Below are 22,122 nucleotides of genomic sequence, written 5' to 3' on the forward strand. Positions count from 1 at the left end.
AGCGAGGACACAATGGCGACTTCCTGTGATATCCCGGGGCTGACCGTGCCCCGGAGCCGGTTTCCGGACCCTGAAAAAGATCTGACCCAGGCCGGAACCGAAGCGCGGCTGGTTCTGGCTGGCGGGTGTTTCTGGTGTGTTGAGGCCGTGTTCCTGGCGATGAAGGGGGTAACCGCGGTGGAGTCCGGCTATGCTGGTGGTCAGGCTGAAACCGCTAACTACGATGCGGTCTGTACCGGTGCCACGGGGCATGCGGAGGTGGTGGACGTGCACTACGATCCGTCGAAAGTCAGCTTCGGCGAATTGCTGAAAGTGTTCTTCTCTGTGGCGCATGATCCTACCCAGCTCAATCGTCAGGGCAATGATCGGGGAACCCAGTACCGCTCGGCCGTGTTCTACGAAACCCAGGAACAGAAAGCGGTGGTGGCTGCGTACATCGAGCAACTGGATGCCGCCGGCGTATACCCTGAGCGAATTGTCACCGCGCTGGAGCCTTTGCACGCGTTTTATCCTGCTGAGGCCTATCACCAGAACTTTGCCGCCCGCAACCCGTACCAGCCATATATCATGGCAGTCGCGGCTCCGAAAATGGAAAAACTGACTGACTACTACAGCGACAGGCTGAAGCCGGAATACACCGGCAACGATGCACCGGATTCTGAAGGAGGTACAGTATGAGTGTCTCGGCGGCGGGTTACGACCTGACTCCCCTGACTAAGGCGGAGATCGATAAGAAGGCCGAGGGCCTGACGGATGAAGAGCGTCGCGTTCTTCTGGAACACGGTACCGAACACCCGTTCTGCGGTACCCTTCTGGATAATAAAAAAACGGGCGCCTATCACTGCCGGCTATGCGATTTGCCACTGTTCAGTTCCGACGCCAAATTCGACTCAGGCACCGGTTGGCCCAGCTTCTTCCAGCCCTATGATCCGGAGCACATCCGGTATCTGGAAGACAGCAGCCTGGGAATGACCCGCACCGAGATCCGTTGCCCCCGGTGCGACAGTCACCTTGGCCATGTATTTCCGGATGGTCCGCCTCCCACCGGTCAGCGCTACTGCCTGAACTCCATTGCCATGGTGTTCAGGGAGGCGTGACGTCAGGCAACATAGAAAGCGGGGCATAAAGCCCCGTTTTTCATTGGCTGGCCGTCACCGAGGAAACGTAACGGGCGACTGCCCGGATCTGTTCCTCAGACAGCGTTTCACTGAATGATGGCATAACGCCAACACCCGTCGTGACCGCATTGCGTACCTGTTCCTCAGTGGGGCGCAGCTCATCAAGGTTGGGGCCGATAGCCCCGGCGGCGCCGGCATCGGCCAGGGTATGGCAAATGGTGCAGGATGGCTGTGCTTGCTGAGTGAAAACCAGCTTGCCCTTTTCGGCCAGTTCGTCCGAAAAGGCAGAGGCAGGCGTCAGGGCCAGGGTTATCGTGGCAACGGCAAACAGTTTCATGGTGTGTCTCACAGAGATAAAGCCGGGGCAGTGTGTCCATCTCCTGCCCCGATCCCGGTTCAGCTTACGGTGACCGTAACCCCGTGGTCACTCCATCCATTGTGGCCGTAGCCTCGTTCGTTATCTATTCGTCCCTCGGGCTGGCTGTTGCCTTTGGTATCAGTAGCGCGGCTGACGATTCGGTATTCCCCGGGAGCCAGATCTGCTGCCAGAACAAAGGGTCTCCAGGCGTAGGGACCAAGGTCCGGACCCAGGAACCGGGCCTGTTGCCAGTTTTTTCCGCCGTCCAGAGAAACCTCAATCTTGTCGAGGCTGACGGTACCCCCGAAGGCCACGCCATAAATCATATTTCGGCCCTTGCGACCGCTTGTGAGCGGGGAGGTGACCCAGGATTTGACGTTCATCTCCCACATCGAGGGCTGATCGGGCGAGCCCTTTTTCCCGACGTCCCGGACCCGGTAGCTTGAGGCCTGAATCTTCACGTCCGTTTGCTCTTTTGTGAAGGCAACATTCTTGACGTATTTCACGTTGTTGACGCCGTAGTATCCCGGCACCACCATCCTCAACGGGCCGCCGTGGGTCAGGGGTAGTGGCTCATCGTTCATGCCCCAGGCCAGCAGTGCGCTCTCCATGGCCCTGGTCGGAACCGAACGTTCCACTTTGACCGTTTTGGGGTCCAGCCCCTCAGGGAGGGTTTCGCCACCGGTGCTGGTGATATACATGGCACCGTCGACAGGCCCGCCCAGTGCCTCAACGACATCTTTCAGCGGCACGCCGGTCCACAGGATGCAGCCCGCTGCACCTACGGACCACTGGGTGCCTCCCGCTCCGTGGGGGAAGAAAGCGCGTCCGTTACCGGAACATTGCAGGACGGACGCAACGGTACTGACGCCAATCTCTTTGAGATCTCCAATGGTAAGTGTTTTCGGGTTCTTCACACCCTCAATCCGGACTTCCCAGGCATCCCGGTTTGCGACGATGGATGCGGGGGGTGTTGGCAGATTGTTGCGGACAAACAGTCGGTCACTGGGGGTAACGACACCCTGACCGATAGCGTCTCGCCGGGTCTCCATCGTATTAGCACTGTGGACGATAAGAGCGGTTCGTTCTTTCCATGCGGCATAGTCGGGCAGGGTTTTGGGTTCTTCACCTCTGGCTAGAGGTGTTATACCGAGCAGGCTGACCGCTGCCATGGTTCCTGCGGTGCCGACGAGCAGGTTGCGTCGGCTGGGATTGTCCAGGCCAGGGTCGTTCCCCCCACGCTGGAAGGTTGGTTGTTGTGCCATGTTCCGCCTCCTTGAATGATTGTTGTCGGACGGCTTTGGGATCGCCGGATTTCCGGCGGAATAACCTTATTACTTATAGTATTTGATCGATAAATGATCAATTGAATATGTTCGTTATTCACCCGCGTCGGTAGCCGTTATACTGCGCGGTTATTGTCATTAGCCCTGTATGGGTGGAACGTGCCTGAGAGATGGATGGTGTTGCCATGATTAGACTGAAACTGAACCCACTGACGGAGTCCGCAACCTTGCTATGGCGAGTCGTTGTTGTGCTGGGATCGGTCGGGCTGACGGCAATCTATTCGCTTATGGTTCTGCTGCGTGCCATGTTTGGCCGTCTCGACCGACCGATTATGGATAAGTACTGCCGGGAGTGGTCAGCGGGCCTGCTGAGACTGGTGCGCTCAAGCCTGACCGTTCGTGGGGAGGTACCGGATTTCAGTAACGGGCGGCGATACATTGTGATGTGTACCCATGCCAGCCACTATGACATCCCGGTGTCCTTTGTGTCTCTGCCCGGCTCGATCCGGATGCTGGCAAAGAAAGAACTATTCAGTATCCCGCTGCTGGGCCAGGCCATGCGTGCCGGAGATTTCCCTTCGGTTGACCGCTCCAATCGCCAGCGGGCGGTAAAAGATCTGGCGCGGGCGAAGGAAATGATGGAAAGCGGGATTGTGCTTTGGGCAGCTCCGGAGGGCACACGATCGCCGGATGGCAAGTTGCTGCCATTCAAGAAAGGGTGCTTTCACCTGGCTCTGGATACGGAAGCGGTGATCGTGCCGGTGGCGATTCGCGGTATTCACAGGCTACTGCCTGCTCGTACCTGGCAGATCAACCTGGGTCAGCCGGTAGATGTCCGGGTCGGAGAGCCTCTGGATATGGTGGGGAAAAGCCGGGAAGACCTGAAAGACATCATGCAGGAAGTGCGCAGCCGAATGGAAACGCTGCTGGGTGATGGTGAGGCTGAATAAGCAGCCTCACCATCCCGGGCGTAGTGGGCGTTCAGGCAGTGCCGACGGCAACAACCGTGGACAGCAGGTAGCCGGTATAAGCGACGTAGACCACCAACAGGAACGCGCCATCAAACCGGCTGATCAGTTTACGCCAGCCGGTGATGCCAAAACCCATGGCCAGGAGGCCAACGGTCAGCGCCAGCATCAGGGTCCAGTCCCGGTAAAGAACCTCCGGGTCAACCGTTAGCGGATGAATCGCGGCAGCCAGGCCTACGACGGCCAGGGTATTGAAGATGCCCGATCCCAGAATGTTGCCCAGAATCAGGTCATGCTCGTTCTTTCTGACGGCTGCCAGCGCTGATGCCAGCTCTGGCAGGGAGGTGCCGATAGCAACAATGGTCAAACCGATGATAAGGTCGCTCACCCCCAGACTCTGGGCAATGGTTACCGCGCCCCAGACCAGCAGCCGGGAACTCACGATCAACAGCACGAGGCCAACCACCAGCCACATGAGCGCTGATTTCATGGGCATCGGGTGTTCCATCATTTCTGTCATTTCAGCGTTGGCTTCATTTTCCAGAGGGTCTGCTTTTCCCCTGAGCCCCTGGTAGATGGACCATCCCATCACAGCAGCGAAGACTGCAAGCAGAACCCACCCGTCCATACGCGACAATTCACCATCAATTAATTGAGCTCCGGCTATCAGCGTGAGCACAACCAGCAGTGGCAGTTCCTTCCGGACCACCTGAGAATGGACAGCAATGGGAGCGATGACAGCGGTCAGGCCGACGATAAGCGCAATGTTGGTAATGTTGGAACCGTAGCCGTTACCCAGAGCTAAACCGGGATTGCCGTCGGCAGCGGCCATTGCTGAGACCGCCAGTTCCGGTGCCGAGGTGCCAAAGCCGATGATAACCATGCCGATCAGGAGTGTTGGCATGCCCAGGTGTTTGGCCGTCGCGGCAGCGCCTTCAACGAATTTATCGGCACTCCAGACCAGCAGGACCAGTCCCGCGAGGATTGCGCCAATCGCCATTAACATAGAAAAGCCTCAGTGAATGAATGTTCCGAGCATATAAACCCCGGCATAGCCAAGGGTATAGGCCGCCAGGAGGTGCACAACATACTTCAAATAGGCACCAAAGGTCAGCCCCGGAATCTTACTCATTGCCACAATACCGGCTGCTGATCCAATGACCAGCAGGGAACCGCCCACCCCAACGGCGTAGGTAAGGCCCATCCATTCACCCGAAGTCATGGTGATACCGGCCTTGAGCAGGGCGGCTGTCAACGGCACGTTGTCGATTACCGCCGAGAAAATGCCCATCAGGTAGTTGGCGTACAGCGGCGGCAGCAGATCATAGATCGCGACGAAGGAATCAAGGGCATGGATTTCCTTGAGCATGCCTACAAGCAACAGGATGCCCAGGAAGAACAGAAGTGTTTCGAATTCGATAATCCGGATGTATTCGAGAATCGGATCCAGGTCTGAATCGTCACTCATGAACCGGGATACGAGGAACATGACGGACATGCCGAACAGGAAGGTCAGAACCGGGGGAACGCTGAACAACGCGTTGCCCGCAATGGTGCTCAGGATTGTTAACAAAAACAGGCCGGCAATGGTGATGTCCACCGGGCGTACGTCTGACTTGGTGGATTTCATTGTAACGGTACCTGTCAGCCCTTTGGACAGGAAGACCGCGAGAATGAAAACAGTGATGGACGCTGGGATTGCAAGCGTCAGAAGTGTCAGAATTTCCACCTTTTTTGCCAGGAAGATCATCAGTGTGGTGACGTCACCGGTGATCAGCGAAACGCCGCCGGAGTTCACGGCAAAGACTACCAATGTGACGAACTGGAGGCGCTTTTTCAGGTCCAGATCCAGGGACAGAATCAGAGAGCATGAGACTAAAGTGGCGGTGATATTGTCTGCTAAAGAGGAGAAAATGAAGCAGAAAAGACCGGTCAGGAACAGCAGTTTTCGTTCGCTCACCTGCTTCGGCATGATCAGATAAATCAGGTTTTCGATCATTCCTTTCTTGTTCAGGTAAGCAACAAACGTCATCGCGGCCACGAGAAATAGCCACAGGCCTGCGATTTCAGCGATACTCTCCGTCAGACCAGTCGAAATAGTAGATGTTTCACTCTCGCTGCTACTGGATAGAAAAAGAAGAATCCAGCTCAGTGTGCCAAAGAACAGTGTAACCTTGGCCTTGTTTACGTGGGTGACTTCTTCAAAAATGACGCCGAGTAAGGCGAGCACAGCAAAAATAATTAATACAGCTTCAAGGGCAGACATTGGGGAAATCCCGTCCAGGTTTTCAAAAGGTGGGCCAGCGTTGGCCAGAGAAAATTCTGGGCCCGGATTTTAGACCTTTGACCTTTAGCAAACCACTGTTCTTAGGTGGCACACACATTATCTGGATCAACTCGTAATAGCCGGGTTGAGACGCGACGATTGACAATCGCAATTTATTATTTCGGCGAAAATCGGGATAATTGCGTCCAAATTCAGACAGGAAGCATACGGCAACGCCTATTACCACGCGTTAGACCGGCTTCCGATAGGCTCCTTTGCTGATCGTGAAGGGGCAGACAGGCTCAATACTAGCTAGGGTAAAAAACCAATGGCCGTTAGACAGGCAGATGTAGTGCTGGTCGGCGGTGGCGTCATGAGCGCCACCCTCGGCATGATGCTCAGGCAACTGGATCCGTCCCTGGACATCGTAATGGTGGAACGTCTAGACCACGTTGCCCATGAGAGCACCGACGGATGGAACAACGCAGGTACCGGCCATGCCGGGTACTGTGAACTTAACTACACCCCTCAAACTGACGATGGTGATGTCACCATTGACCGGGCGCTTCAGATCAATGCCCAGTTCGAAGTTTCCCTGCAATTCTGGTCGCACCTGGTCGAGCAGGGCATATTGCCGGAACCGAAGAGCTTTATTAACCGCACACCTCACCAGAGCTTCGTCTGGGGTGAGGACGATGTGGCTTTCCTGAAGCGTCGCTTCGAGAAACTCAGTGCCCACCATCTGTTCCGGGAAATGGAATACACCGAGTCTCCGGAAGAGCTGGAAAAGTGGATGCCGCTGGTGGTCAAGCATCGTGACCCCATGCAGCGGGTAGCCGCTACCCGCATTACCCACGGCTCTGACGTGGATTTCGGGTCGCTGACCCGGAGCATGGTCAAGTACCTGGAAAGCCAGCCTAACTTTGAGCTGATGCTGAGTTGTCCGGTGCATTACATCGACCAGCGTGATAACGGCCGCTGGAAAGTCCGGGTTAAAAACCAGAAGACCGGTGAGCTGACCAAGTTGGAAGCCGGTTTTGTGTTCCTGGGCGCTGGTGGCGGAGCCTTACCGCTGCTTCAGAAGTCCGGCATTGAGGAAGCCCGCGGTTACGGTGGTTTCCCGGTCAGCGGTCAATGGCTGGTCTGTGGCAAGCCCGATATTGTCGAGAAGCACCATTCCAAGGTGTACGGCAAGGCGCCCATTGGCGCGCCCCCGATGTCCGTTCCGCACCTTGATACCCGGATCATTAACGGTGAACCAGCGTTGCTGTTTGGACCGTTTGCCGGGTTCACCACCCGTTTCCTGAAGCAGGGTTCGGTGTTTGATCTGTTTGGTTCCGTGAAGCCCACCAACCTGAAGCCGATGCTGTCTGTCAGCAAGAGCAACATGGATCTGACCAAGTATCTGATCGGGGAAGTGTTCCAGTCCCATAGCGATCGGGTGGCATCTCTGAAGAATTTCTTCCCGGATGCCTCCGAAGAAGACTGGAAACTGCAGATGGCTGGCCAGCGCGTGCAGATCATCAAGCAGGTTGAAGGCGGTGGCGGAAAGCTCGAGTTCGGTACTGAAATCGTGGCCGCCCAAGATGGTACTCTGGCAGCGCTGTTGGGTGCCTCTCCAGGTGCCTCTACCGCAGCCAATGCCATGATCAACGTCCTGGAACGGTGCTTCCCGGAGAAACTGAAAACGGCCGAATGGCAGGAGCGGATGAAGATTCTGGTTCCGTCCTATGGCCAGTCGCTTGTTGACGACGAAGAACTGTTGAACGAAGTGCGCAAGCGTACGCTTTCAACCCTCAAGCTCGTCTGATCGGGTAATGGGAGCTGTGTGATGATGAAAGCCCGACTCCGCTGGTTGGCTTTAGCTGCAGGCTCATGGATGCTGGTGGGCTGCAGCCACCGGGAAACGCCGCAGGAAGTTGCCGCGGCTTTCTGGCAGTCCATGGCTGACAACGATGCGAGCGAAGTGGTTGAGCTTTCAACGCTCACCGAATCGGACCAGTTTGATGGCTACAAGCGCAGCTGGACCAATGCCGTGCCGTCGTTCGGCCGTGTGGTGATTGAAGATCGGGAAGCATCCATCGTCACGCGCCTGCCTTCCGAGGATGTTGATGAAGGCTCCGGAGGCAAGCGCCTGGAGCTGGTCACTTACCTGGTAAGGGGGGAGGACGGTTGGGTCGTCGATTATCAGCGAACCGGTGATCCCATCCTCAATCCGTCTCCGTTCAGTGGTCTCATGGGCCAGTTGAACCGGCTGGGTGAGAAGCTCTCCGCGAGCTTTGACCAGTCGTCTGATGAACTGAGTGAGCGCATGGATGAGCTGGCTCAGGATCTTGAGGCCTATTCCGATGAGCTCAGGCGTCAGACTAATGAGGCCATGCGCGATTTCAGCGAGCAACTTCGTGATGCCATGAAGGATCTGGAAGATGCGCTGGACGAAGCTCTGGAAGATAATGATCAGGCTCCTCAGCAAGATCGCTTCGTTCTGGAACAGGCATCCCGGGATCTGGGCGAGAAGGCTGATGCGCTGGAAGAACCCACCGCAGAGCACCTGGCGGACGCCAGCCGTTCCATCGCGCAGGCGGGCGAACGCCTGAGCCAACTCAGCAGCGAAACCTGGTCAGAATACCAGGCTGAGTGGGAAGAACGGTTGGACGAAATCCGGGACGATATGAAAGCGTTCTTCGAGGACTTGGGCCAGCGTTGATAGCTGGCCCCGTTCAACTATCGAGCCTGCTCGGCTCCCCTCAGCATGGCCTGCAACAGCTCTTCCGCATCAAACTTCGTCAGCGCTTCGTTGGCGCCGACCTGATTGGCGTAACTCAGGCTCATTTCACTGTTCAGTGAGGTGTGCAGGATGATGTAAGGCTGCTTAACGGCGTTGTTGTCTCGTACATTAAAGGTGAGTTCGTAACCGTCCAGTCCGGGCATTTCGATATCGCTCACCAGAATGTCGATAGGGCGACCCAGCTCATCTTCGGTCAGAAGAATCTGCAACGCCTCGTCGCCATTGGATGTTACCTGATAGGAAATATCCTTGCTGTCCAGTACATCACTGAGCTGCTTGCGAGCCACCTGAGAGTCATCCACAAGCAGAATGTTGAGTGATTTCAGGGTCTCACTCTGGACATCGGTCAGCATGACTTCCTGGGCATCGAGCGACTCGGGATAGACCTTGGCCAGCAGCAGTTCAACATCGAGCAACTGAATGATATCGCCCTCAACATCCAGTAATCCGGTAATGAAAGCCTTGTTGCCGAGAGCCTTGGGCGGCGGCATCACATGTTTCCAGTCTGCTTCAATAATCTGCTGTACCCCCCGTACCAGAAAACCCATCTCCTGGCGTTGGATGTCCGTAATAATGATCGAGGCTGTTTCCCGCTCCTCTGATGTCAGCGGCGGATAGCCGACGGCGGCAGCCATATCAATAACCGGCACCGCTGAGCCCCGGAATGTTGCCGTGCCAATCACCGCGTGATGGCTGTGAGGCAGTTTGGTCAAGGGCATCATCGGAAGAATCTCTCGGATCTTCAGGGTGCCTAAGCCGAACAGGCGGGTGCCGGCCAGTTGGAATAACAGAAGCTTCTGGGACTGTTTGGTTTTAGTGGACATAGGGATGAATCCGAAATTTGGGGCACGATGGAACACATGAAAGGGTAGCTAGTTATGTGCCTCGGTTTCTGCAATATTAGCAGCTTTGCTGAACCGCGCAGTGGGTGGGTTTGTATCATTTGGTGACAGGTTAACCTGTCTCAAAAACGCCACCTATACTGGAAAATCCAAAACAAAGGAGCAATAGCATGATCGGATACGTGACAATCGGCGTCAGCGATATGGCGAGAGCCAAAGAATTTTATTCCAATCTGCTGACGGACACTGGAGCCAAAGTACTGCTCGACATGGGGCGCATTGCGTTCATCGGCAAGAGTATGAAAGAACCCATGCTGGCAGTGTGCACTCCCTTCGACGGCGAAGCCAACCATCCGGGCAACGGTAACATGGTCGCTATTCCAGCGGGATCCAAGGAATCAGTTGATGTCCTCTACAAGAAAGCTATAGAGCTCGGTGCGGCGTGTGACGGGGAGCCGGGGCAACGTATTCCTGATCAGTTCTATGGTGCTTATGTGCGAGATCCGGACGGCAACAAATTGGCATTTTTTGAGTTTGGTTGAGCCGGGGTAACCTGGGCCTGAAAAGACCATAAAAAAAGCCCCTGAAATCAGGGGCTTTTCTCTAAGTGTTTGGTGGAGACGGCGGGAATTGAACCCGCGTCCGCCAGCACTCTGCCTTGAGCTCTACATGTTTAGCATCCTTCTATTGATTTAACCTCAGACGACCCGAAGGTCAGGGTGTAAGAGGCGATCTCTTTAAATCTTAGCCGTTAAACAGTGAGATCTGATTAACGGAGCATCCTGTTAGCGATGACGTCCCGGGATGTTGCTACTAGGTTACAGGCATCCTAGCCGGGACGACTGGCAGGCCCTTAGGCCGCCAGTGCGTAGTTTTCGTCGTTTGCGACTATTAAATTGCAGCTTTGGATTTACGAGATTGGCTGCCATCTCGACATGCACCCAAGGGTTCGCCACCAGCGTCGAAGCCAAGTCGTCCCCTTGTATAGTCAGTATATGTGTCCGGATTGTCGGACTTCAAGGGTTCTTTTGGGAAGTTTTTCAGCAGTTGTACCTACAGCGCCTTTTGGTTGGGCTTTTCCTCCCTGGGTCCCTGCCTTCCGGCCAATGCGGTGTGACTCAGCGCCTGGAAGCTTTCCCGGAAGTAAGCCATCATGGCGTCGGGATCAGCCTGGATGGCTTTATCGACGGTAATGCCAAACTGCACGGTGCCTGCGTAGCTGAATATGCTCATGCCGATTCCGATGGTGCCGCTTTGGGGAACCCAGAACATGGGTTGCGTTACTTTGCTGCCTGCCAGATAAAGTGCTTCTTTCGGTCCGGGAACATTGGTCAGTACCGCTGAGGCCTTGTGACTGAGTAAGCCTAGGGCTCTCCTTTCCAGTATGTCGGGGCCGCGGCCGAACAAATCAAGCAAGCTATAAGTGACTTGAGCCTGATAGGAGCGTTTTATCCGGTTCATGTTCTCCTGAACCTGACGGAAGCACATGACCGGGTCGGCAACTTCTACGGGAAGGCTGACCAGCACCAGGCCAAACTCGTTGCCCAGAGTGTCGATGGGCTGGTCAAGAGGGCGCAGGTTAAACGGCACGGCGACGCGTATGCCGCAGTCTGGTATGGCCTCGCCATTTGCCTTGAAAAGCCGGTGTAATGCTCCCGTGGCGGCGCACAACAAGGCATCGTTTACGGTGCCGCCAAGGGCTCTGGCGCAGGCCTTCACCTCGGCAAGGTCCAACGGTTCGGCCCAGGCTACCTGTTTACGCCCGCTTAACCGGTGTCTCAAGCCGGTTTCCGGCTCAAATCGCGCCAGGCCGAGTTTGAGCAGGTCCATTGTGATGTCGCTTGCGGTAGAAGCAAGTTTGAGAGGGTAGTTGGGCTCTTCGCGCACTGAGCGGATAAACAGGCCGGTCTGCTCGATGGCGGTATGGATATTGTCTACCGTCCGGTGCAGGATTTTCTGAACAAATGTTCGCTCTCGTGCTGGTGTTGAATCCCGGGTGCTGATTTTGCTCAGGCGCGTTTCCGGAGTTTTGTCTGTGAGTGCCAGCATTACCCGAACCAGCGAGATGCCGTCGGCAATGCAGTGGTGAATTCTTACCAGCAGGGCTGCACCACCTTCGTAGTTATCAATGTAGTGCATCTGCCAGAGGGGACGACGGAAATCCAAGGCGGTGCTGTTGAGATCGCCAACCAGGGCCTGGAGTGCCGCTTTGTCGGCCTTGCCGGGCAGGGCAATCTGATGCAGGTGGTTGTCCAGATCGAACAGGGGATCGTCCTGCCAGTAGGCCTTTTCGCCCCGCTCTACAATCCTCTGGCGAAAGCGTCGGAAACGCAGGAAGCGCTCTTCCAGCAAACGTTTCAGACGGCTGATGGACACCTGTTTGTCCAGAGCGAGAACCCCCGAAATCATCATCGGGTTTTCCGGGGTGTCCATTTTGAGCCACGCCCGGTCGACTGAGGTCATGGGCGTTTGGTGGGCTGTCATAAGCTCTCTCCCTGCCGTGCACCGGGATTCCCGAGTATAGGCATGATGCAAGTATGGGCAAAGAGAGTGAGTATGCGACACATTGCTCTGTGCCGCCTTTGACGGGGATCAGAAAACAGGCGTTCTAAACCGACAGTTCAACCGATCAGACGGTATTCTCGCGCATGATTCGCTGCTTCTGACGGTTCCAGTCCCGCTCTTTCTCGGTGGCCCGCTTGTCGAACTGTTTCTTGCCCTTCACCAGCGCAATCTCGCACTTCACCTTGTTTTTCTTCCAGTACAGGGCCAGCGGAATGCAGGTGTGGCCGGTCTGGTTCACCTTGCCGACGATCTTCGCAATTTCCTTGGCGTGCAGAAGCAGCTTCCGCGTGCGGGTCGGGTCGGCAATAACGTGGGTGGAGGCCGTGTTCAGTGGCGTAATATGGGCGCCAAGAAGCCAGGCCTCGCCGTCCTTCAGCAGAACGTAGGCATCAACAAGCTGGGCTTTGCCTGCGCGCAGGGATTTTACTTCCCAGCCAAGCAGGGCGAGGCCCGCTTCAAAGCGTTCCTCAATGTGGTATTCGTGCTTCGCCTTTTTGTTGAGGGCGATCGTGTTGCTCGGAGTTCCGGGCTTTTTCTTGCTCATGTATCTCTAAATCCGGGTCGGACCAAATTAGGTGGCTTGTGCCAGGTAATAGTGTCAAGTGATAGCGCCGGCTGGTCGATGTCCGGCAAAAACGGCCATTGTAGCTCAGGATTGCCGGATCGGTCACGAAATCGCCGGGTTACCTGTTTGTAGGTCGTGCCATTACGTGCCGTTCGGCTACAATGTCTGGCCACATGATCCTGGGGGCATGAATGCCAACGCCGTATCAGACTCCGATCGGGTCCTTTACTCGCAAATCCACGTTTTTCTGGGCTGCCGTTGGTGCCACCGTCGGCCTCGCTAACCTGTGGCAATTTCCGTACCTTGCCAGCCGGCACGGTGGCGGGCTGTTTGTTCTGATCTATCTCGCCTGCCTGCTTCTGGTCACGTTGCCCTTGATGGTTACCGAAGCGTCGTTTGGACGTTACTCTCGCCATGGCATTGTGCTGGCTATGGATGGTTTTGTGCGCAGTGCCCAGGTTTCCCGGCTTTGGATGCTGGCGGGCAGGCTTAGTATCCTCGCTGCATTCCTGGTTTTGTCGTTTACCGCTGTTTTCGGCGCTGTTGCCCTCGCGTACATGTTTTTTGGGGCGTTCGGCCGATTCACCGATGCGGGCACGGTGGGTGCCGCAGAAATTCTCACCGGGCTGGTTGCTGATCCGAAACAATATCGCATTTTTATGGGGTGGCACGCGGTTTTCCTGGGCCTGGTGGTTTGGGTATCTGTCCGGGGTGTGGTGAATGGCGTCGAGCGGACGCTCAGGGTCGTGGTGCCCGCAGCGTTATTGCTGATGATTGCGCTGTTCAGCCTCGCCATCTGGAAAGGTGGTCTGGCCGGTTCGATTCACCAGATGCTCGAAATGCATCCTGATGATGTCACCATAGACAGTGTAAAGGCGGCCCTGTTTCATGCCTTTTTCACGTTGGGACTCGGCATGGGTGTCTGGTCGGTCTTTGGTGCTTACACGGCACCCCGCACCCAGCTTAAACGGTCAATCCTCGCAGCGGTATTGATGGATACCCTGGTGGGAATCATGGCTGGCATGATGATCTTTTCAGTGGCAACGGGAGCCAATCGTCTGGATGGCGAGCATGGCTTTGGTTTGTTGTTTATCTCGATGCCCGTTGCGCTGGCACAACTGCCGGGAAGTCAGTTTATTCTCACGGCGGTTTTTCTGCTGGTTGTGCTGATCGTGTGGACAACGTCTATCTGCCTGCTCGAACCCGTGGTTGGCTGGTTTCGGGAATGGACTGGTTCTCCCCGGGGCTGGTCTGCCTTTGTGGTGGGGCTTGCGGCTTGGTTTGTTGGTCTGGCGTCGTTGTTGTCGTTCAACGTGTGGTCGCAGGAGCGTTTGGCGGGTGCGACGGTTTTCCGGTGGTTAGAGCTGATCACTGGGGGGCTGCTGATCCCGGTTGTTGCGGTGCTGATTTGCGTCTTTACCGGTTGGTGTCTCACACGTAGCCTGTCTCACCGGATTCTGGGTAAAACGCCAGGGCTTTTTGCCGGTATCTGGTACTGGGTGATGCGGTTGGTTCTGCCCGCTGTGGTGGCTTATATCGGGATTCTGTATACCTCGTTTTCGCTGAACAGTCTGTGTATTGATGGCAACAGTGCGATGTGGTGTCAGCAGGATTTGCCGGTCGTGGAAAATTCAGAGCCTGCGGCAATGGATCCCGGGGACGAGGGTATGGCGGTTGAGAATCAGAGCGATGCGTTGGCAGAACAGCCAGGTAGTAACTCTGATGCGGCCACGCCTCTGGCCCCTTCGGCTAACCAGGGGGCACGGGATGAAGAGGCTGTTGACGAGCTTAAGGATGGGGAAAATGCCCCAAAACAGGAGGATATCCTTTATCATAGCGTCTGATTGTAAGCCGCCTTTGTTTGTAAGGCGTATGTTCCAGTAAGTATCCAGCAGGTTAGTTTCTTTAGATGGCCCATCAGATCGACAAATCCGCTCTCGTTATGCACTCCGCCGAGCGCATGTTCCATCTGGTTAACGATGTTGCCCGTTATCCGGAGTTTCTGCCCTGGTGCGCCAGTACGGAAATCCATGAGCGGGGCGGGGATCAGATCACCGCGTCGATGGAAATCGCCAAAGGCGGTATTCGGCATACTCTGACTACCCGCAATCAGTTGGTGATGCCTGAGGCCATCGAGATGAACCTGGTGGATGGCCCGTTCCAGAACCTGAAGGGACGCTGGCACTTCAAGTCGCTGGACGATAATGCCTGCAAGGTGATCCTGACGCTGGAGTTCGAGTTCTCCGGCACCCTCTCTCGCATGGCCTTCGGTACCGTGTTCAGCCAGGCAGCAAATACCATGGTTGATGCATTCTGTCGGCGGGCGGATGAGCTGTATCGGGGAGGCGTGTAATGATTTCGATTGAAGTGGCGTATGCCCGGCCAGATAAACAGGAAATTGTCTCTGTGCAGGTGCCGCGTGGGACCAAGGCGCTGGATGGCGTGAAGTTGTCTGGTATCACCGGCATCTTTCCGGAAGTGGACCCGGACACTATCGATATGGGTATTTTTGGCAAGGTCATCAAGTCGCCCGCCGATCACGAGCTTAGAGATGGCGATCGAATTGAACTTTATCGCCCGCTCAAGATCGATCCCAAGCAGGCGCGTCTTAACCGGGCGAAGAAGAAGGACTAGCGGTCGCCCGCTCGCTAGTAAGCGGGGGTTTCTTCCAGAAGCTGCGCTTCGTAGTGGGAGAACTGATCGCCATCATAGTAAACAACAATGCGTTGTTCCTTGATGTCTTTACCCTCGCGTTGGAAAGTATACACGTAGTATTCCCGTGAAGGATCGACCGGGTTCAGCATCAGGGGTGTTCCCATCACTGCGTGAACCTGGCTTCGGGGCATGCCTTCGGTCAATGCCGTAAGCTCTTCGTCAGTTACTATGCTGCCTTGTTGGACGTTTATCTTGTAAACGCCCGGGAATACGCAGCCGGACATGACGAGAGTGAGAATCAGAGCTGTGAGCTTTTGCATCGCCGGGGGAAATCCTCTATCTTGAATTCGCCTGCCTGTGGCAGGTGTGACACGGGGTATCCGTTTAATGGCGGCTTCATCATACCGGAAGCCGTAAGGCACACCAAAGAGTGAATAGTAACATGTCATCTGAAAACGCCGAATTACGAAAAGTCGGTCTCAAAGTCACACTGCCGCGCGTCAAGATCTTCAATATTTTGGAGAATTCTTCAGAGCATCACCTCAGCGCCGAAGATGTGTACAAAAAGTTGCTGGAACAGGGCGATGATGTTGGTCTGGCAACTGTTTACCGGGTCCTGACGCAGTTCGAAGCGGCAGGCCTGGTACTTCGCCATAATTTTGAAGGCGGCCATGCCGTATTTGAAATGGCTGGTGATGATCACCACGACCACATGGTTTGTACTCAGACTGGCGAAGTCATTGAGTTTGTTGACGAAGTGATCGAAGAGCGGCAGAAGAAAATTGCCGAGGAGCGGGGCTTTGAGATTGTCGATCACAGCCTGATTCTTTACGTGAAGCCTGCCAAGTCCTGATCGTAACGTCTCTGAAGAAAAAAAGGGCGGGTTAAGTAACCCGCCCAACAGCTCTCAGGATCGAGAGGGGTAGGGATCTATCAGGCGCTCAGTGATGAGTAGCCTGTCCTCTGGAAAACATTTCTCTGGCATGAGCGATTGTATGATCGGTCATGTCCACACCGCCCAGCATCCGGGCCACTTCGCTGATTCTTCCCTGATCATCCAGGGTTTCAATTTTAGAGAACGTCGCATCCTGTTCGGTAAACTTGCTGACGAATAGATGCTGGTGGGATTGTGCCGCGACCTGAGGCAGGTGGGTAACGCACAGCACCTGACCGTTATTGCCCAGGGAGCGCAGTAGCCGTCCGACCACTTCGGCAGTGCCACCGCCAATGCCGACATCCACTTCGTCAAAGACCAGCGTAGGCGTGGTTGAGGTCTGGGCGACTACGACCTGAATGGCCAGGCTGATCCGCGACAGTTCGCCGCCTGAGGCTACCTTGGCGAGCGAGCGAGCCGGTTGTCCCGGGTTGGCGCTTACCAGGAACTCGATATCTTCCATTCCGTGGGATGCCGGCTCTTCGTTGTCGTTCCGGTTAAGGTGGCTGACAAACTGAACAGAGGGCATACCCAGCTGGGATAGCTCCCCGGCGATCCGGTGATCCAGCTCGATAGCCGCCTGCTCCCGGGCGCCTGATAATTCGCTGGCCAATCGGTCGAATTCCTGGCGCTGCCTTTCCAGTTCCGCTTCCAGCTGTTCCAGGCTGCCTTCGCCGCCATCCAGTTCCGCCAGTTCAGCGCTTAGCCGCTGATGCAGTTCTGGCAGTTCCTCCGGATTAACCCGGTGTTTCCTGGCCAACTGGAAAATAGCGCTTAACCGTTCTTCCACCTCGGCCAGTCGGGCCGGATCGGCTTCGTAGTCATCGACGAAGCGGCGAAGGTTGTCCCCCGCTTCGCTGATCTGAATCTGAGCTTCGTTCAGCATCTGAATAGTATCTGCCAGTGCGGGCACCTCTACCGGAAGTTGTTCCAGTTGGTGCAGGGCCTGACGAACAAGGTCAGAAGCGCTGGTTTCTTCTTCGGTGCACAGAAGGGCGGCCTGGTGGCTGCTGTGAAGCACTGCATCGGCCTGGCTGAGCTGCTCCTGTTCCTGTTCCAGCTCTGCCTGCTCACCTTCGGTCAGCGACAGGCGGTCCATTTCCTCAACCTGATAGCGCAGAAGCTGCAGGCGAGCCTCTGTTTCATCGGCATTTTGCTGGCGTTCATGCAGCCGCTGGCGAGTGCTGTGCCAGGCTTTCCAGGCTTCGCGGGTTTGGTTGGCGAGGTCTTTCGCACCGGCAAACTCATCCAGAAGTTTGCGATGAGTTTCCTTGCGGAGCAGGGACTGATGTTGGTGTTGGCTATGAATGTCCATCAGTAAGCCGCCCAGATCTTTCAGGTGGGCTAGCGGGCAGGGCTGGCCATTGATGTAAGCGCGGGATCGGCCGTCTTTGCTGATGACTCTGCGAAGGATGCAGTCCTTGTCGTCATCCAGCTCGTGCTGCTCCAGCCATTGGAGAGCTTCGGGGATGCCGGATACGTCGAAAGACGCGGTAATATCTGCACGCTTTGCGCCGTGGCGGACGGCTCCGGCATCAGCTCGCCCGCCCATGGCCAGCCCCAGAGCATCAAGGACAATGGATTTGCCGGCGCCGGTTTCCCCGGTCAGTGCGGTCATACCCTTGTTGAACTGAAGTTCAACGCGCTCGGCGATGGCGTAGTTGGAGACTGTAAGTTGGGTGAGCATGCAGATGAACCTCCGCGTCTTTTAAATACTGTTCGTTCATACAGTGACTGTGAATATATACAGGGTTTTTTGAGTTTGCAAATCACCAGATGTGAAATTCTTCAGGTTTGCGGTGGCCAGAGGTTGAAACCTGACGTGCGGGCCCCATATCCGTTCGCAAATACATTTTTCCGGCTTGCTTCGGTCGGAAGCTACGTTTAACCGGTCGTCAGGTTGTCGGCCGTCGGATATATCCAGCAGGAGTAGTCATGAGCACTGACGAAAACCGCAACGAGCAGTTTGAAGAAGAGCTGAAGGACGCCGTCGAGGCAGCTGCCGAGGAAGCGCAATCCGAAGAGGGTGCAACAGCTCAGGGCACAGGTTCTGAACTGGAAGCGATGCAGGCCCAGGTAAAGGAAGCCCAGGATCAGGTGCTTCGTTCACAGGCTGAAATGCAGAACGTTCGTCGCCGTGCCGAAATGGATGTTGAGAAGGCGCATAAGTTCGCCCTCGAAAAGTTTGTGAAGGAGCTTCTGCCGGTCGCTGACAGCCTGGAAAAGGCGGTCGAAAGTACCGAAGCCAGCGAAGAAACCGGTGAGCTGGTTGCGTCCATCCGTGAAGGCGTCGAAATGACGCTGAATCTGTTTACGGCCAGTTTGAAGAAATTCAATGTTGAGCAACTAAACCCCGTGGGTGAACCGTTTGATCCTCAGCACCATGAGGCGATGTCTATGGTTCCCGCTCCGGGGGCTGAGCCCAACAGCGTGGTTGCTGTGGTGCAGAAAGGCTATCTGCTGAACGGTCGCGTGGTACGCCCGGCGATGGTCGTTGTGGCCAAGGCAGAAGATGCACCAAAAATTGATGAGCAGGCTTGAAAAGCCGATTAACGCGCCAATATAGCCATTAAATGGCGAGAGCCGGGGCAAACTCTCCGGGAAAGCATTCAGAAGATTTGGAGTGATTCAATGAGCAAAATTATCGGTATTGACCTGGGAACCACGAACTCTTGTGTTGCCCTGATGGATGGCGACAAGGTTAAGGTTATCGAAAACGCAGAGGGTGACCGTACCACCCCGTCCATCATCGCTTACACCGAAGACGGTGAAACCCTGGTCGGCCAGTCTGCAAAGCGTCAGGCGGTTACTAACCCGTCCAACACTTTGTACGCCATCAAGCGTCTGATTGGTCGTCGGTTTGAAGATGACGTGGTTCAGAAAGACATCAAGATGGTGCCTTACACCATCGCCAAGGCCGACAACGGTGATGCCTGGGTTGAGGTGAAAGGCCAGAAGATGGCTCCGCCGCAGATCTCTGCAGAAGTTCTGAAGAAAATGAAGAAGACTGCAGAAGACTACCTGGGCGAGAAGGTCACCGAGGCGGTTATTACCGTTCCGGCTTACTTCAACGATAGCCAGCGTCAGGCAACCAAAGATGCTGGCCGGATTGCCGGTCTGGAAGTCAAGCGGATCATCAACGAGCCGACAGCAGCTGCGCTGGCCTACGGCCTGGACAAGCAGAGTGGTGATCGTACGGTTGCGGTCTATGACCTGGGTGGCGGTACCTTCGACCTGTCCATCATCGAAATCGCTGATGTGGACGGTGAGCACCAGTTCGAAGTGCTGGCCACCAACGGTGATACGTTCCTGGGCGGTGAAGACTTCGACCTGAAGGTTATCGAATACCTCGCAGACCAGTTCAAGAAAGACAGTGGCATCGACCTGCGTGGTGATTCCCTGGCGATGCAGCGTCTGAAAGAAGCGGGCGAGAAGGCCAAAATCGAACTGTCCAGCAGCCAGCAGACTGACGTGAACCTGCCGTACATCACGGCTGACGCGTCCGGTCCGAAGCACATGAACGTCAAGCTGACTCGTGCGAAGCTGGAATCTCTGGTTGAAGATCTGGTCCAGCGCAGCCTGGAGCCGTGTAAAGTGGCTCTGCAGGACGCGGGTATGAGTGCAAGCGAAATCGACGAAGTCATCCTGGTGGGTGGTCAGACTCGTATGCCGCTGGTTCAGGAAAAGGTAAAAGCGTTCTTTGGCAAAGAAGCGCGCAAGGATGTTAACCCGGATGAAGCGGTTGCCATGGGTGCAGCTATTCAGGCCGCGGTTCTCTCTGGCGACGTAAAAGACGTTCTACTGCTGGATGTGACTCCGCTGACCCTCGGCATCGAGACCATGGGTGGCGTGGCGACTCCTCTGATCGAGAAGAACACGACTATTCCGACCAAGAAGTCGCAGACATTCTCTACTGCTGATGACAGCCAGACTGCGGTAACCATCCATGTGGTTCAGGGTGAGCGTAAGCAGGCTGCTCAGAACAAGTCTCTGGGTCGTTTCGACCTGGCTGACATTCCGCCGGCGCCCCGCGGTGTGCCTCAGATCGAAGTTACCTTCGATATCGATGCCAACGGTATCCTGAACGTTTCTGCGAAGGACAAGGCGACCGGCAAAGAGCAGTCCATCGTGATCAAGGCCTCCTCTGGTCTGAACGATGACGAAATCGAGAAGATGGTGCAGGACGCCGAGGCTAACGCTGAGGAAGATCGCAAGTTCGAGGAACTGGTGCAGGCCCGTAACCAGGGCGATGCCATGGTTCACGCTGTACGCAAGACACTGACGGATGCGGCTGATAAGGTCACAGACAGCGAGAAAGAGTCTATTGAAGCTGCGATCAAGGATCTGGAGCAAGCTCTGGAAGGTTCCGATAAAGAAGATATCGAAGCCAAGACTCAGAAGCTGACTGAAGTCTCCTCCGAGCTGGCTCAGAAGATGTACGCCGAGCAGGGTGAACAGGCACAGCAAGCGGGTGGCCAGGAAGAGGCTCAGCCGGCTGATGATGCCGTCGACGCAGAGTTTGAAGAAGTTAAAGACGACGACAAGCGTTAATAACGAAGTACATCAGGTAGTTGGAAAACGCGGGGGCTCTCCCCGCGTTTTCCGTGTATAAAAACAGGGTTTTTAAAGCATGGCCAAGCGCGATTATTACGAAGTTCTCGGAGTATCCCGGGACGCGGACGAGAAGGAAATCAAGCGGGCGTATCGAAAGCTCGCGATGAAGTATCACCCCGACCGTAACCCGGATGACACTGAAGCTGAGAACAAGTTCAAAGAGGCCAGCGAAGCCTACGAGATACTTGCCGACCAGTCCAAGCGATCCGCTTACGACCAGTTCGGTCATGCTGGCGTTGACGGCCAGGCGGGTGGTGGCTTTGGAGGCGGTGGCGCCAGCTTCTCCGATATTTTTGGTGATGTGTTTGGTGACATCTTCGGCGGTGGCGGCGGTCGTGGCCGCAATGCCCGGGGCGCTGACCTTCGCTACACTCTGGAGCTGGATCTGGAAGAAGCCGTTAAAGGCAAGACCGTACAGATCAAGGTTCCGGGTCACAAAGAGTGTGAGTCCTGTGATGGTAGTGGCGCTGAGAAAGGCTCCAGTGCAGAAACCTGCGGTACCTGTAAGGGTATGGGGCAGGTTCGTATGCAGCAGGGCTTCTTCACTGTGCAGCAGGCGTGCCCGACATGCCGGGGTTCCGGTCAGGTTATCAAGAATCCTTGTAAGGTGTGTCATGGTCAGGGCCGCGTGAAAGAAGAGAAAACGCTGTCCGTGAAAGTGCCTCCTGGAGTGGATACCGGCGATCGCATCCGTTTGTCTGGCGAAGGCGAAATGGGTGTAGATGGTGGGCCTCCTGGAGACCTGTATGTACAGATCGCGGTTCGCGAGCACTCAATCTTTACCCGGGACGGGCGCAACCTGTACTGCGAAGTGCCCATCAGTATCGTAGATGCCTCGCTGGGCGGTGAGCTGGAAGTGCCGACCCTTGATGGCCGCGTCAAGCTGAAGATCCCTGCCGAGACTCAGACAGGAAAACTGTTCCGGCTGCGTAACAAAGGGGTTGCTCCGGTTCGTGGCGGTGCGGCCGGAGATTTGCTGTGTCGGGTTATCGTTGAAACGCCGGTCAACCTGACCAAGCGCCAGAAAGAACTGCTCGATGAATTTCAGCAGACTCTGGGTGGCAGCAACGGCACCCATCATGCACCGAAGAAAACATCCTGGTTCGAAGGAGTGAAAAGCTTCTTCGATGAAATGAAATTCTGATCGGTTTTAAAAGGAATCC

Annotated in this window: 22 protein-coding genes and 1 other RNA gene; 13 read left to right on the forward strand and 10 right to left on the reverse strand. The window is 55.6% G+C overall.

Translation table 11 applies throughout. The annotated features are described in order from the left end of the window. Positions 1 to 12 precede the first annotated feature (12 nt). Positions 13 to 678 (forward strand): peptide-methionine (S)-S-oxide reductase MsrA, encoded by a 666-nt coding sequence (msrA, locus tag FWJ25_RS01120; RefSeq protein ID WP_149598406.1) that lies wholly within the window; start codon positions 13 to 15, stop codon positions 676 to 678. After that, positions 675 to 1,097, forward strand: a complete 423-nt coding sequence (gene msrB / locus FWJ25_RS01125; RefSeq protein ID WP_149598407.1) for a peptide-methionine (R)-S-oxide reductase MsrB — start codon at positions 675 to 677, stop codon at positions 1,095 to 1,097. Before msrA ends, msrB begins: the two co-directional genes overlap by 4 nt. Before the next feature lie 40 nt (positions 1,098 to 1,137). On the opposite strand, the gene sorU is transcribed toward msrB, so the two are convergent. Further along, positions 1,138 to 1,455 (reverse strand): SorU family sulfite dehydrogenase c-type cytochrome subunit, encoded by a 318-nt coding sequence (gene sorU, locus FWJ25_RS01130; RefSeq protein ID WP_246166625.1) that lies wholly within the window; start codon positions 1,453 to 1,455, stop codon positions 1,138 to 1,140. Positions 1,456 to 1,514: 59 nt separating this feature from the next. Continuing rightward, the gene (sorT, locus tag FWJ25_RS01135; protein WP_149598409.1) at positions 1,515 to 2,741 is read right to left on the reverse strand and encodes a SorT family sulfite dehydrogenase catalytic subunit; all 1,227 of its coding nucleotides are present in this window, start codon (positions 2,739 to 2,741) and stop codon (positions 1,515 to 1,517) included. Between the two features lie 206 nt (positions 2,742 to 2,947). Between sorT and FWJ25_RS01140 the strand changes: the two genes are divergently transcribed. Continuing rightward, positions 2,948 to 3,712, forward strand: a complete 765-nt coding sequence (locus FWJ25_RS01140; RefSeq protein ID WP_149598410.1) for a lysophospholipid acyltransferase family protein — start codon at positions 2,948 to 2,950, stop codon at positions 3,710 to 3,712. A gap of 31 nt (positions 3,713 to 3,743) precedes the next feature. Here FWJ25_RS01140 and FWJ25_RS01145 read toward each other — a convergent pair whose 3' ends face one another. Then, complete coding sequence (locus tag FWJ25_RS01145; protein ID WP_188093539.1) at positions 3,744 to 4,736, reverse strand: calcium/sodium antiporter; 993 nt, start codon at positions 4,734 to 4,736, stop codon at positions 3,744 to 3,746. Between the two features lie 9 nt (positions 4,737 to 4,745). Beyond that, positions 4,746 to 5,996 carry a sodium:proton antiporter NhaD gene (gene nhaD / locus FWJ25_RS01150; protein WP_149598411.1) on the reverse strand — a complete coding sequence of 417 codons (1,251 nt, stop codon included), beginning with the start codon at positions 5,994 to 5,996 and terminating at the stop codon, positions 4,746 to 4,748. A gap of 328 nt (positions 5,997 to 6,324) precedes the next feature. Between nhaD and mqo the strand changes: the two genes are divergently transcribed. Both mqo and FWJ25_RS01160 read left to right on the forward strand, forming a co-directional pair. After that, positions 6,325 to 7,806: a malate dehydrogenase (quinone) gene (mqo, locus tag FWJ25_RS01155; protein WP_149598412.1), complete on the forward strand. Its 1,482-nt coding sequence runs from the start codon at positions 6,325 to 6,327 to the stop codon at positions 7,804 to 7,806. Between the two features lie 21 nt (positions 7,807 to 7,827). Next, positions 7,828 to 8,703, forward strand: coding sequence for a hypothetical protein (locus FWJ25_RS01160; protein ID WP_149598413.1), 876 nt, complete (start codon positions 7,828 to 7,830; stop codon positions 8,701 to 8,703). Positions 8,704 to 8,720: 17 nt separating this feature from the next. Here the strand turns inward: FWJ25_RS01160 and FWJ25_RS01165 are convergent, their stop codons facing one another. Then, positions 8,721 to 9,608, reverse strand: coding sequence for a chemotaxis protein (locus tag FWJ25_RS01165; protein ID WP_149598414.1), 888 nt, complete (start codon positions 9,606 to 9,608; stop codon positions 8,721 to 8,723). 188 nt (positions 9,609 to 9,796) lie between these two features. Here FWJ25_RS01165 and FWJ25_RS01170 point away from each other — a divergent pair, with 188 nt between their 5' ends. Continuing rightward, positions 9,797 to 10,168 (forward strand): VOC family protein, encoded by a 372-nt coding sequence (locus FWJ25_RS01170; RefSeq protein ID WP_149598415.1) that lies wholly within the window; start codon positions 9,797 to 9,799, stop codon positions 10,166 to 10,168. Positions 10,169 to 10,238: 70 nt separating this feature from the next. Here FWJ25_RS01170 and ssrA read toward each other — a convergent pair. From ssrA to smpB, 3 genes are all read right to left on the reverse strand, one after another. Then, positions 10,239 to 10,606: a transfer-messenger RNA gene (gene ssrA, locus FWJ25_RS01175) on the reverse strand. A gap of 73 nt (positions 10,607 to 10,679) precedes the next feature. Further along, positions 10,680 to 12,110, reverse strand: coding sequence for a wax ester/triacylglycerol synthase family O-acyltransferase (locus tag FWJ25_RS01180; RefSeq protein ID WP_149598416.1), 1,431 nt, complete (start codon positions 12,108 to 12,110; stop codon positions 10,680 to 10,682). 145 nt (positions 12,111 to 12,255) lie between these two features. Beyond that, positions 12,256 to 12,735 carry an SsrA-binding protein SmpB gene (smpB, locus tag FWJ25_RS01185; RefSeq protein ID WP_149598417.1) on the reverse strand — a complete coding sequence of 160 codons (480 nt, stop codon included), beginning with the start codon at positions 12,733 to 12,735 and terminating at the stop codon, positions 12,256 to 12,258. A 212-nt stretch (positions 12,736 to 12,947) separates the two neighbouring features. On the opposite strand from smpB, the gene FWJ25_RS01190 reads away from it, so the two are divergent. The 3 genes from FWJ25_RS01190 (at position 12,948) to FWJ25_RS01200 (ending at position 15,390) form a co-directional block, all read left to right on the forward strand. Beyond that, a complete protein-coding gene (locus tag FWJ25_RS01190) occupies positions 12,948 to 14,600 on the forward strand; it encodes a sodium-dependent transporter (RefSeq protein ID WP_149598418.1) in 1,653 nt (550 codons plus the stop codon). A gap of 65 nt (positions 14,601 to 14,665) precedes the next feature. Continuing rightward, the gene (locus tag FWJ25_RS01195; RefSeq protein WP_149598419.1) at positions 14,666 to 15,109 is read left to right on the forward strand and encodes a type II toxin-antitoxin system RatA family toxin; all 444 of its coding nucleotides are present in this window, start codon (positions 14,666 to 14,668) and stop codon (positions 15,107 to 15,109) included. Continuing rightward, the gene (locus tag FWJ25_RS01200) at positions 15,109 to 15,390 is read left to right on the forward strand and encodes an RnfH family protein (RefSeq protein WP_188093540.1); all 282 of its coding nucleotides are present in this window, start codon (positions 15,109 to 15,111) and stop codon (positions 15,388 to 15,390) included. Before FWJ25_RS01195 ends, FWJ25_RS01200 begins: the two co-directional genes overlap by 1 nt. Positions 15,391 to 15,404: 14 nt before the next feature. On the opposite strand, the gene FWJ25_RS01205 is transcribed toward FWJ25_RS01200, so the two are convergent. After that, positions 15,405 to 15,731, reverse strand: coding sequence for an outer membrane protein assembly factor BamE (locus FWJ25_RS01205; protein ID WP_149598420.1), 327 nt, complete (start codon positions 15,729 to 15,731; stop codon positions 15,405 to 15,407). A gap of 122 nt (positions 15,732 to 15,853) precedes the next feature. Here FWJ25_RS01205 and fur point away from each other — a divergent pair, with 122 nt between their 5' ends. After that, positions 15,854 to 16,264 (forward strand): ferric iron uptake transcriptional regulator, encoded by a 411-nt coding sequence (gene fur, locus FWJ25_RS01210; RefSeq protein ID WP_149598421.1) that lies wholly within the window; start codon positions 15,854 to 15,856, stop codon positions 16,262 to 16,264. Between the two features lie 88 nt (positions 16,265 to 16,352). On the opposite strand, the gene recN is transcribed toward fur, so the two are convergent. Beyond that, positions 16,353 to 18,032: a DNA repair protein RecN gene (gene recN / locus FWJ25_RS01215; RefSeq protein ID WP_149598422.1), complete on the reverse strand. Its 1,680-nt coding sequence runs from the start codon at positions 18,030 to 18,032 to the stop codon at positions 16,353 to 16,355. A gap of 248 nt (positions 18,033 to 18,280) precedes the next feature. On the opposite strand from recN, the gene grpE reads away from it, so the two are divergent. From grpE to dnaJ, 3 genes are all read left to right on the forward strand, one after another. Continuing rightward, a complete protein-coding gene (gene grpE, locus FWJ25_RS01220) occupies positions 18,281 to 18,886 on the forward strand; it encodes a nucleotide exchange factor GrpE (protein ID WP_149598423.1) in 606 nt (201 codons plus the stop codon). A gap of 90 nt (positions 18,887 to 18,976) precedes the next feature. Next, complete coding sequence (dnaK, locus tag FWJ25_RS01225; RefSeq protein WP_149598424.1) at positions 18,977 to 20,896, forward strand: molecular chaperone DnaK; 1,920 nt, start codon at positions 18,977 to 18,979, stop codon at positions 20,894 to 20,896. A gap of 79 nt (positions 20,897 to 20,975) precedes the next feature. Continuing rightward, entirely contained in the window at positions 20,976 to 22,103 is a 1,128-nt protein-coding gene (gene dnaJ, locus FWJ25_RS01230; RefSeq protein WP_149598425.1) for a molecular chaperone DnaJ, read from the forward strand. Positions 22,104 to 22,122: the final 19 nt, after the last annotated feature.

This window comes from Marinobacter salinexigens (genome assembly GCF_008370345.1).
GTDB classification, from domain to species: domain Bacteria; phylum Pseudomonadota; class Gammaproteobacteria; order Pseudomonadales; family Oleiphilaceae; genus Marinobacter; species Marinobacter salinexigens.

Bases quoted from the DNA above. Each gene is read 5' to 3' on its own strand.
- msrA (WP_149598406.1), top strand. From the start codon at position 13: ATGGCGACTTCCTGTGATATCCCGGGGCTGACCGTGCCCCGGAGCCGG.
- msrB (WP_149598407.1), top strand. From the start codon at position 675: ATGAGTGTCTCGGCGGCGGGTTACGACCTGACTCCCCTGACTAAGGCG.
- sorU (WP_246166625.1), bottom strand. From the start codon at position 1,455: ATGAAACTGTTTGCCGTTGCCACGATAACCCTGGCCCTGACGCCTGCC.
- sorT (WP_149598409.1), bottom strand. From the start codon at position 2,741: ATGGCACAACAACCAACCTTCCAGCGTGGGGGGAACGACCCTGGCCTG.
- FWJ25_RS01140 (WP_149598410.1), top strand. From the start codon at position 2,948: ATGATTAGACTGAAACTGAACCCACTGACGGAGTCCGCAACCTTGCTA.
- FWJ25_RS01145 (WP_188093539.1), bottom strand. From the start codon at position 4,736: ATGTTAATGGCGATTGGCGCAATCCTCGCGGGACTGGTCCTGCTGGTC.
- nhaD (WP_149598411.1), bottom strand. From the start codon at position 5,996: ATGTCTGCCCTTGAAGCTGTATTAATTATTTTTGCTGTGCTCGCCTTA.
- mqo (WP_149598412.1), top strand. From the start codon at position 6,325: ATGGCCGTTAGACAGGCAGATGTAGTGCTGGTCGGCGGTGGCGTCATG.
- FWJ25_RS01160 (WP_149598413.1), top strand. From the start codon at position 7,828: ATGATGAAAGCCCGACTCCGCTGGTTGGCTTTAGCTGCAGGCTCATGG.
- FWJ25_RS01165 (WP_149598414.1), bottom strand. From the start codon at position 9,608: ATGTCCACTAAAACCAAACAGTCCCAGAAGCTTCTGTTATTCCAACTG.
- FWJ25_RS01170 (WP_149598415.1), top strand. From the start codon at position 9,797: ATGATCGGATACGTGACAATCGGCGTCAGCGATATGGCGAGAGCCAAA.
- FWJ25_RS01180 (WP_149598416.1), bottom strand. From the start codon at position 12,110: ATGACAGCCCACCAAACGCCCATGACCTCAGTCGACCGGGCGTGGCTC.
- smpB (WP_149598417.1), bottom strand. From the start codon at position 12,735: ATGAGCAAGAAAAAGCCCGGAACTCCGAGCAACACGATCGCCCTCAAC.
- FWJ25_RS01190 (WP_149598418.1), top strand. From the start codon at position 12,948: ATGCCAACGCCGTATCAGACTCCGATCGGGTCCTTTACTCGCAAATCC.
- FWJ25_RS01195 (WP_149598419.1), top strand. From the start codon at position 14,666: ATGGCCCATCAGATCGACAAATCCGCTCTCGTTATGCACTCCGCCGAG.
- FWJ25_RS01200 (WP_188093540.1), top strand. From the start codon at position 15,109: ATGATTTCGATTGAAGTGGCGTATGCCCGGCCAGATAAACAGGAAATT.
- FWJ25_RS01205 (WP_149598420.1), bottom strand. From the start codon at position 15,731: ATGCAAAAGCTCACAGCTCTGATTCTCACTCTCGTCATGTCCGGCTGC.
- fur (WP_149598421.1), top strand. From the start codon at position 15,854: ATGTCATCTGAAAACGCCGAATTACGAAAAGTCGGTCTCAAAGTCACA.
- recN (WP_149598422.1), bottom strand. From the start codon at position 18,032: ATGCTCACCCAACTTACAGTCTCCAACTACGCCATCGCCGAGCGCGTT.
- grpE (WP_149598423.1), top strand. From the start codon at position 18,281: ATGAGCACTGACGAAAACCGCAACGAGCAGTTTGAAGAAGAGCTGAAG.
- dnaK (WP_149598424.1), top strand. From the start codon at position 18,977: ATGAGCAAAATTATCGGTATTGACCTGGGAACCACGAACTCTTGTGTT.
- dnaJ (WP_149598425.1), top strand. From the start codon at position 20,976: ATGGCCAAGCGCGATTATTACGAAGTTCTCGGAGTATCCCGGGACGCG.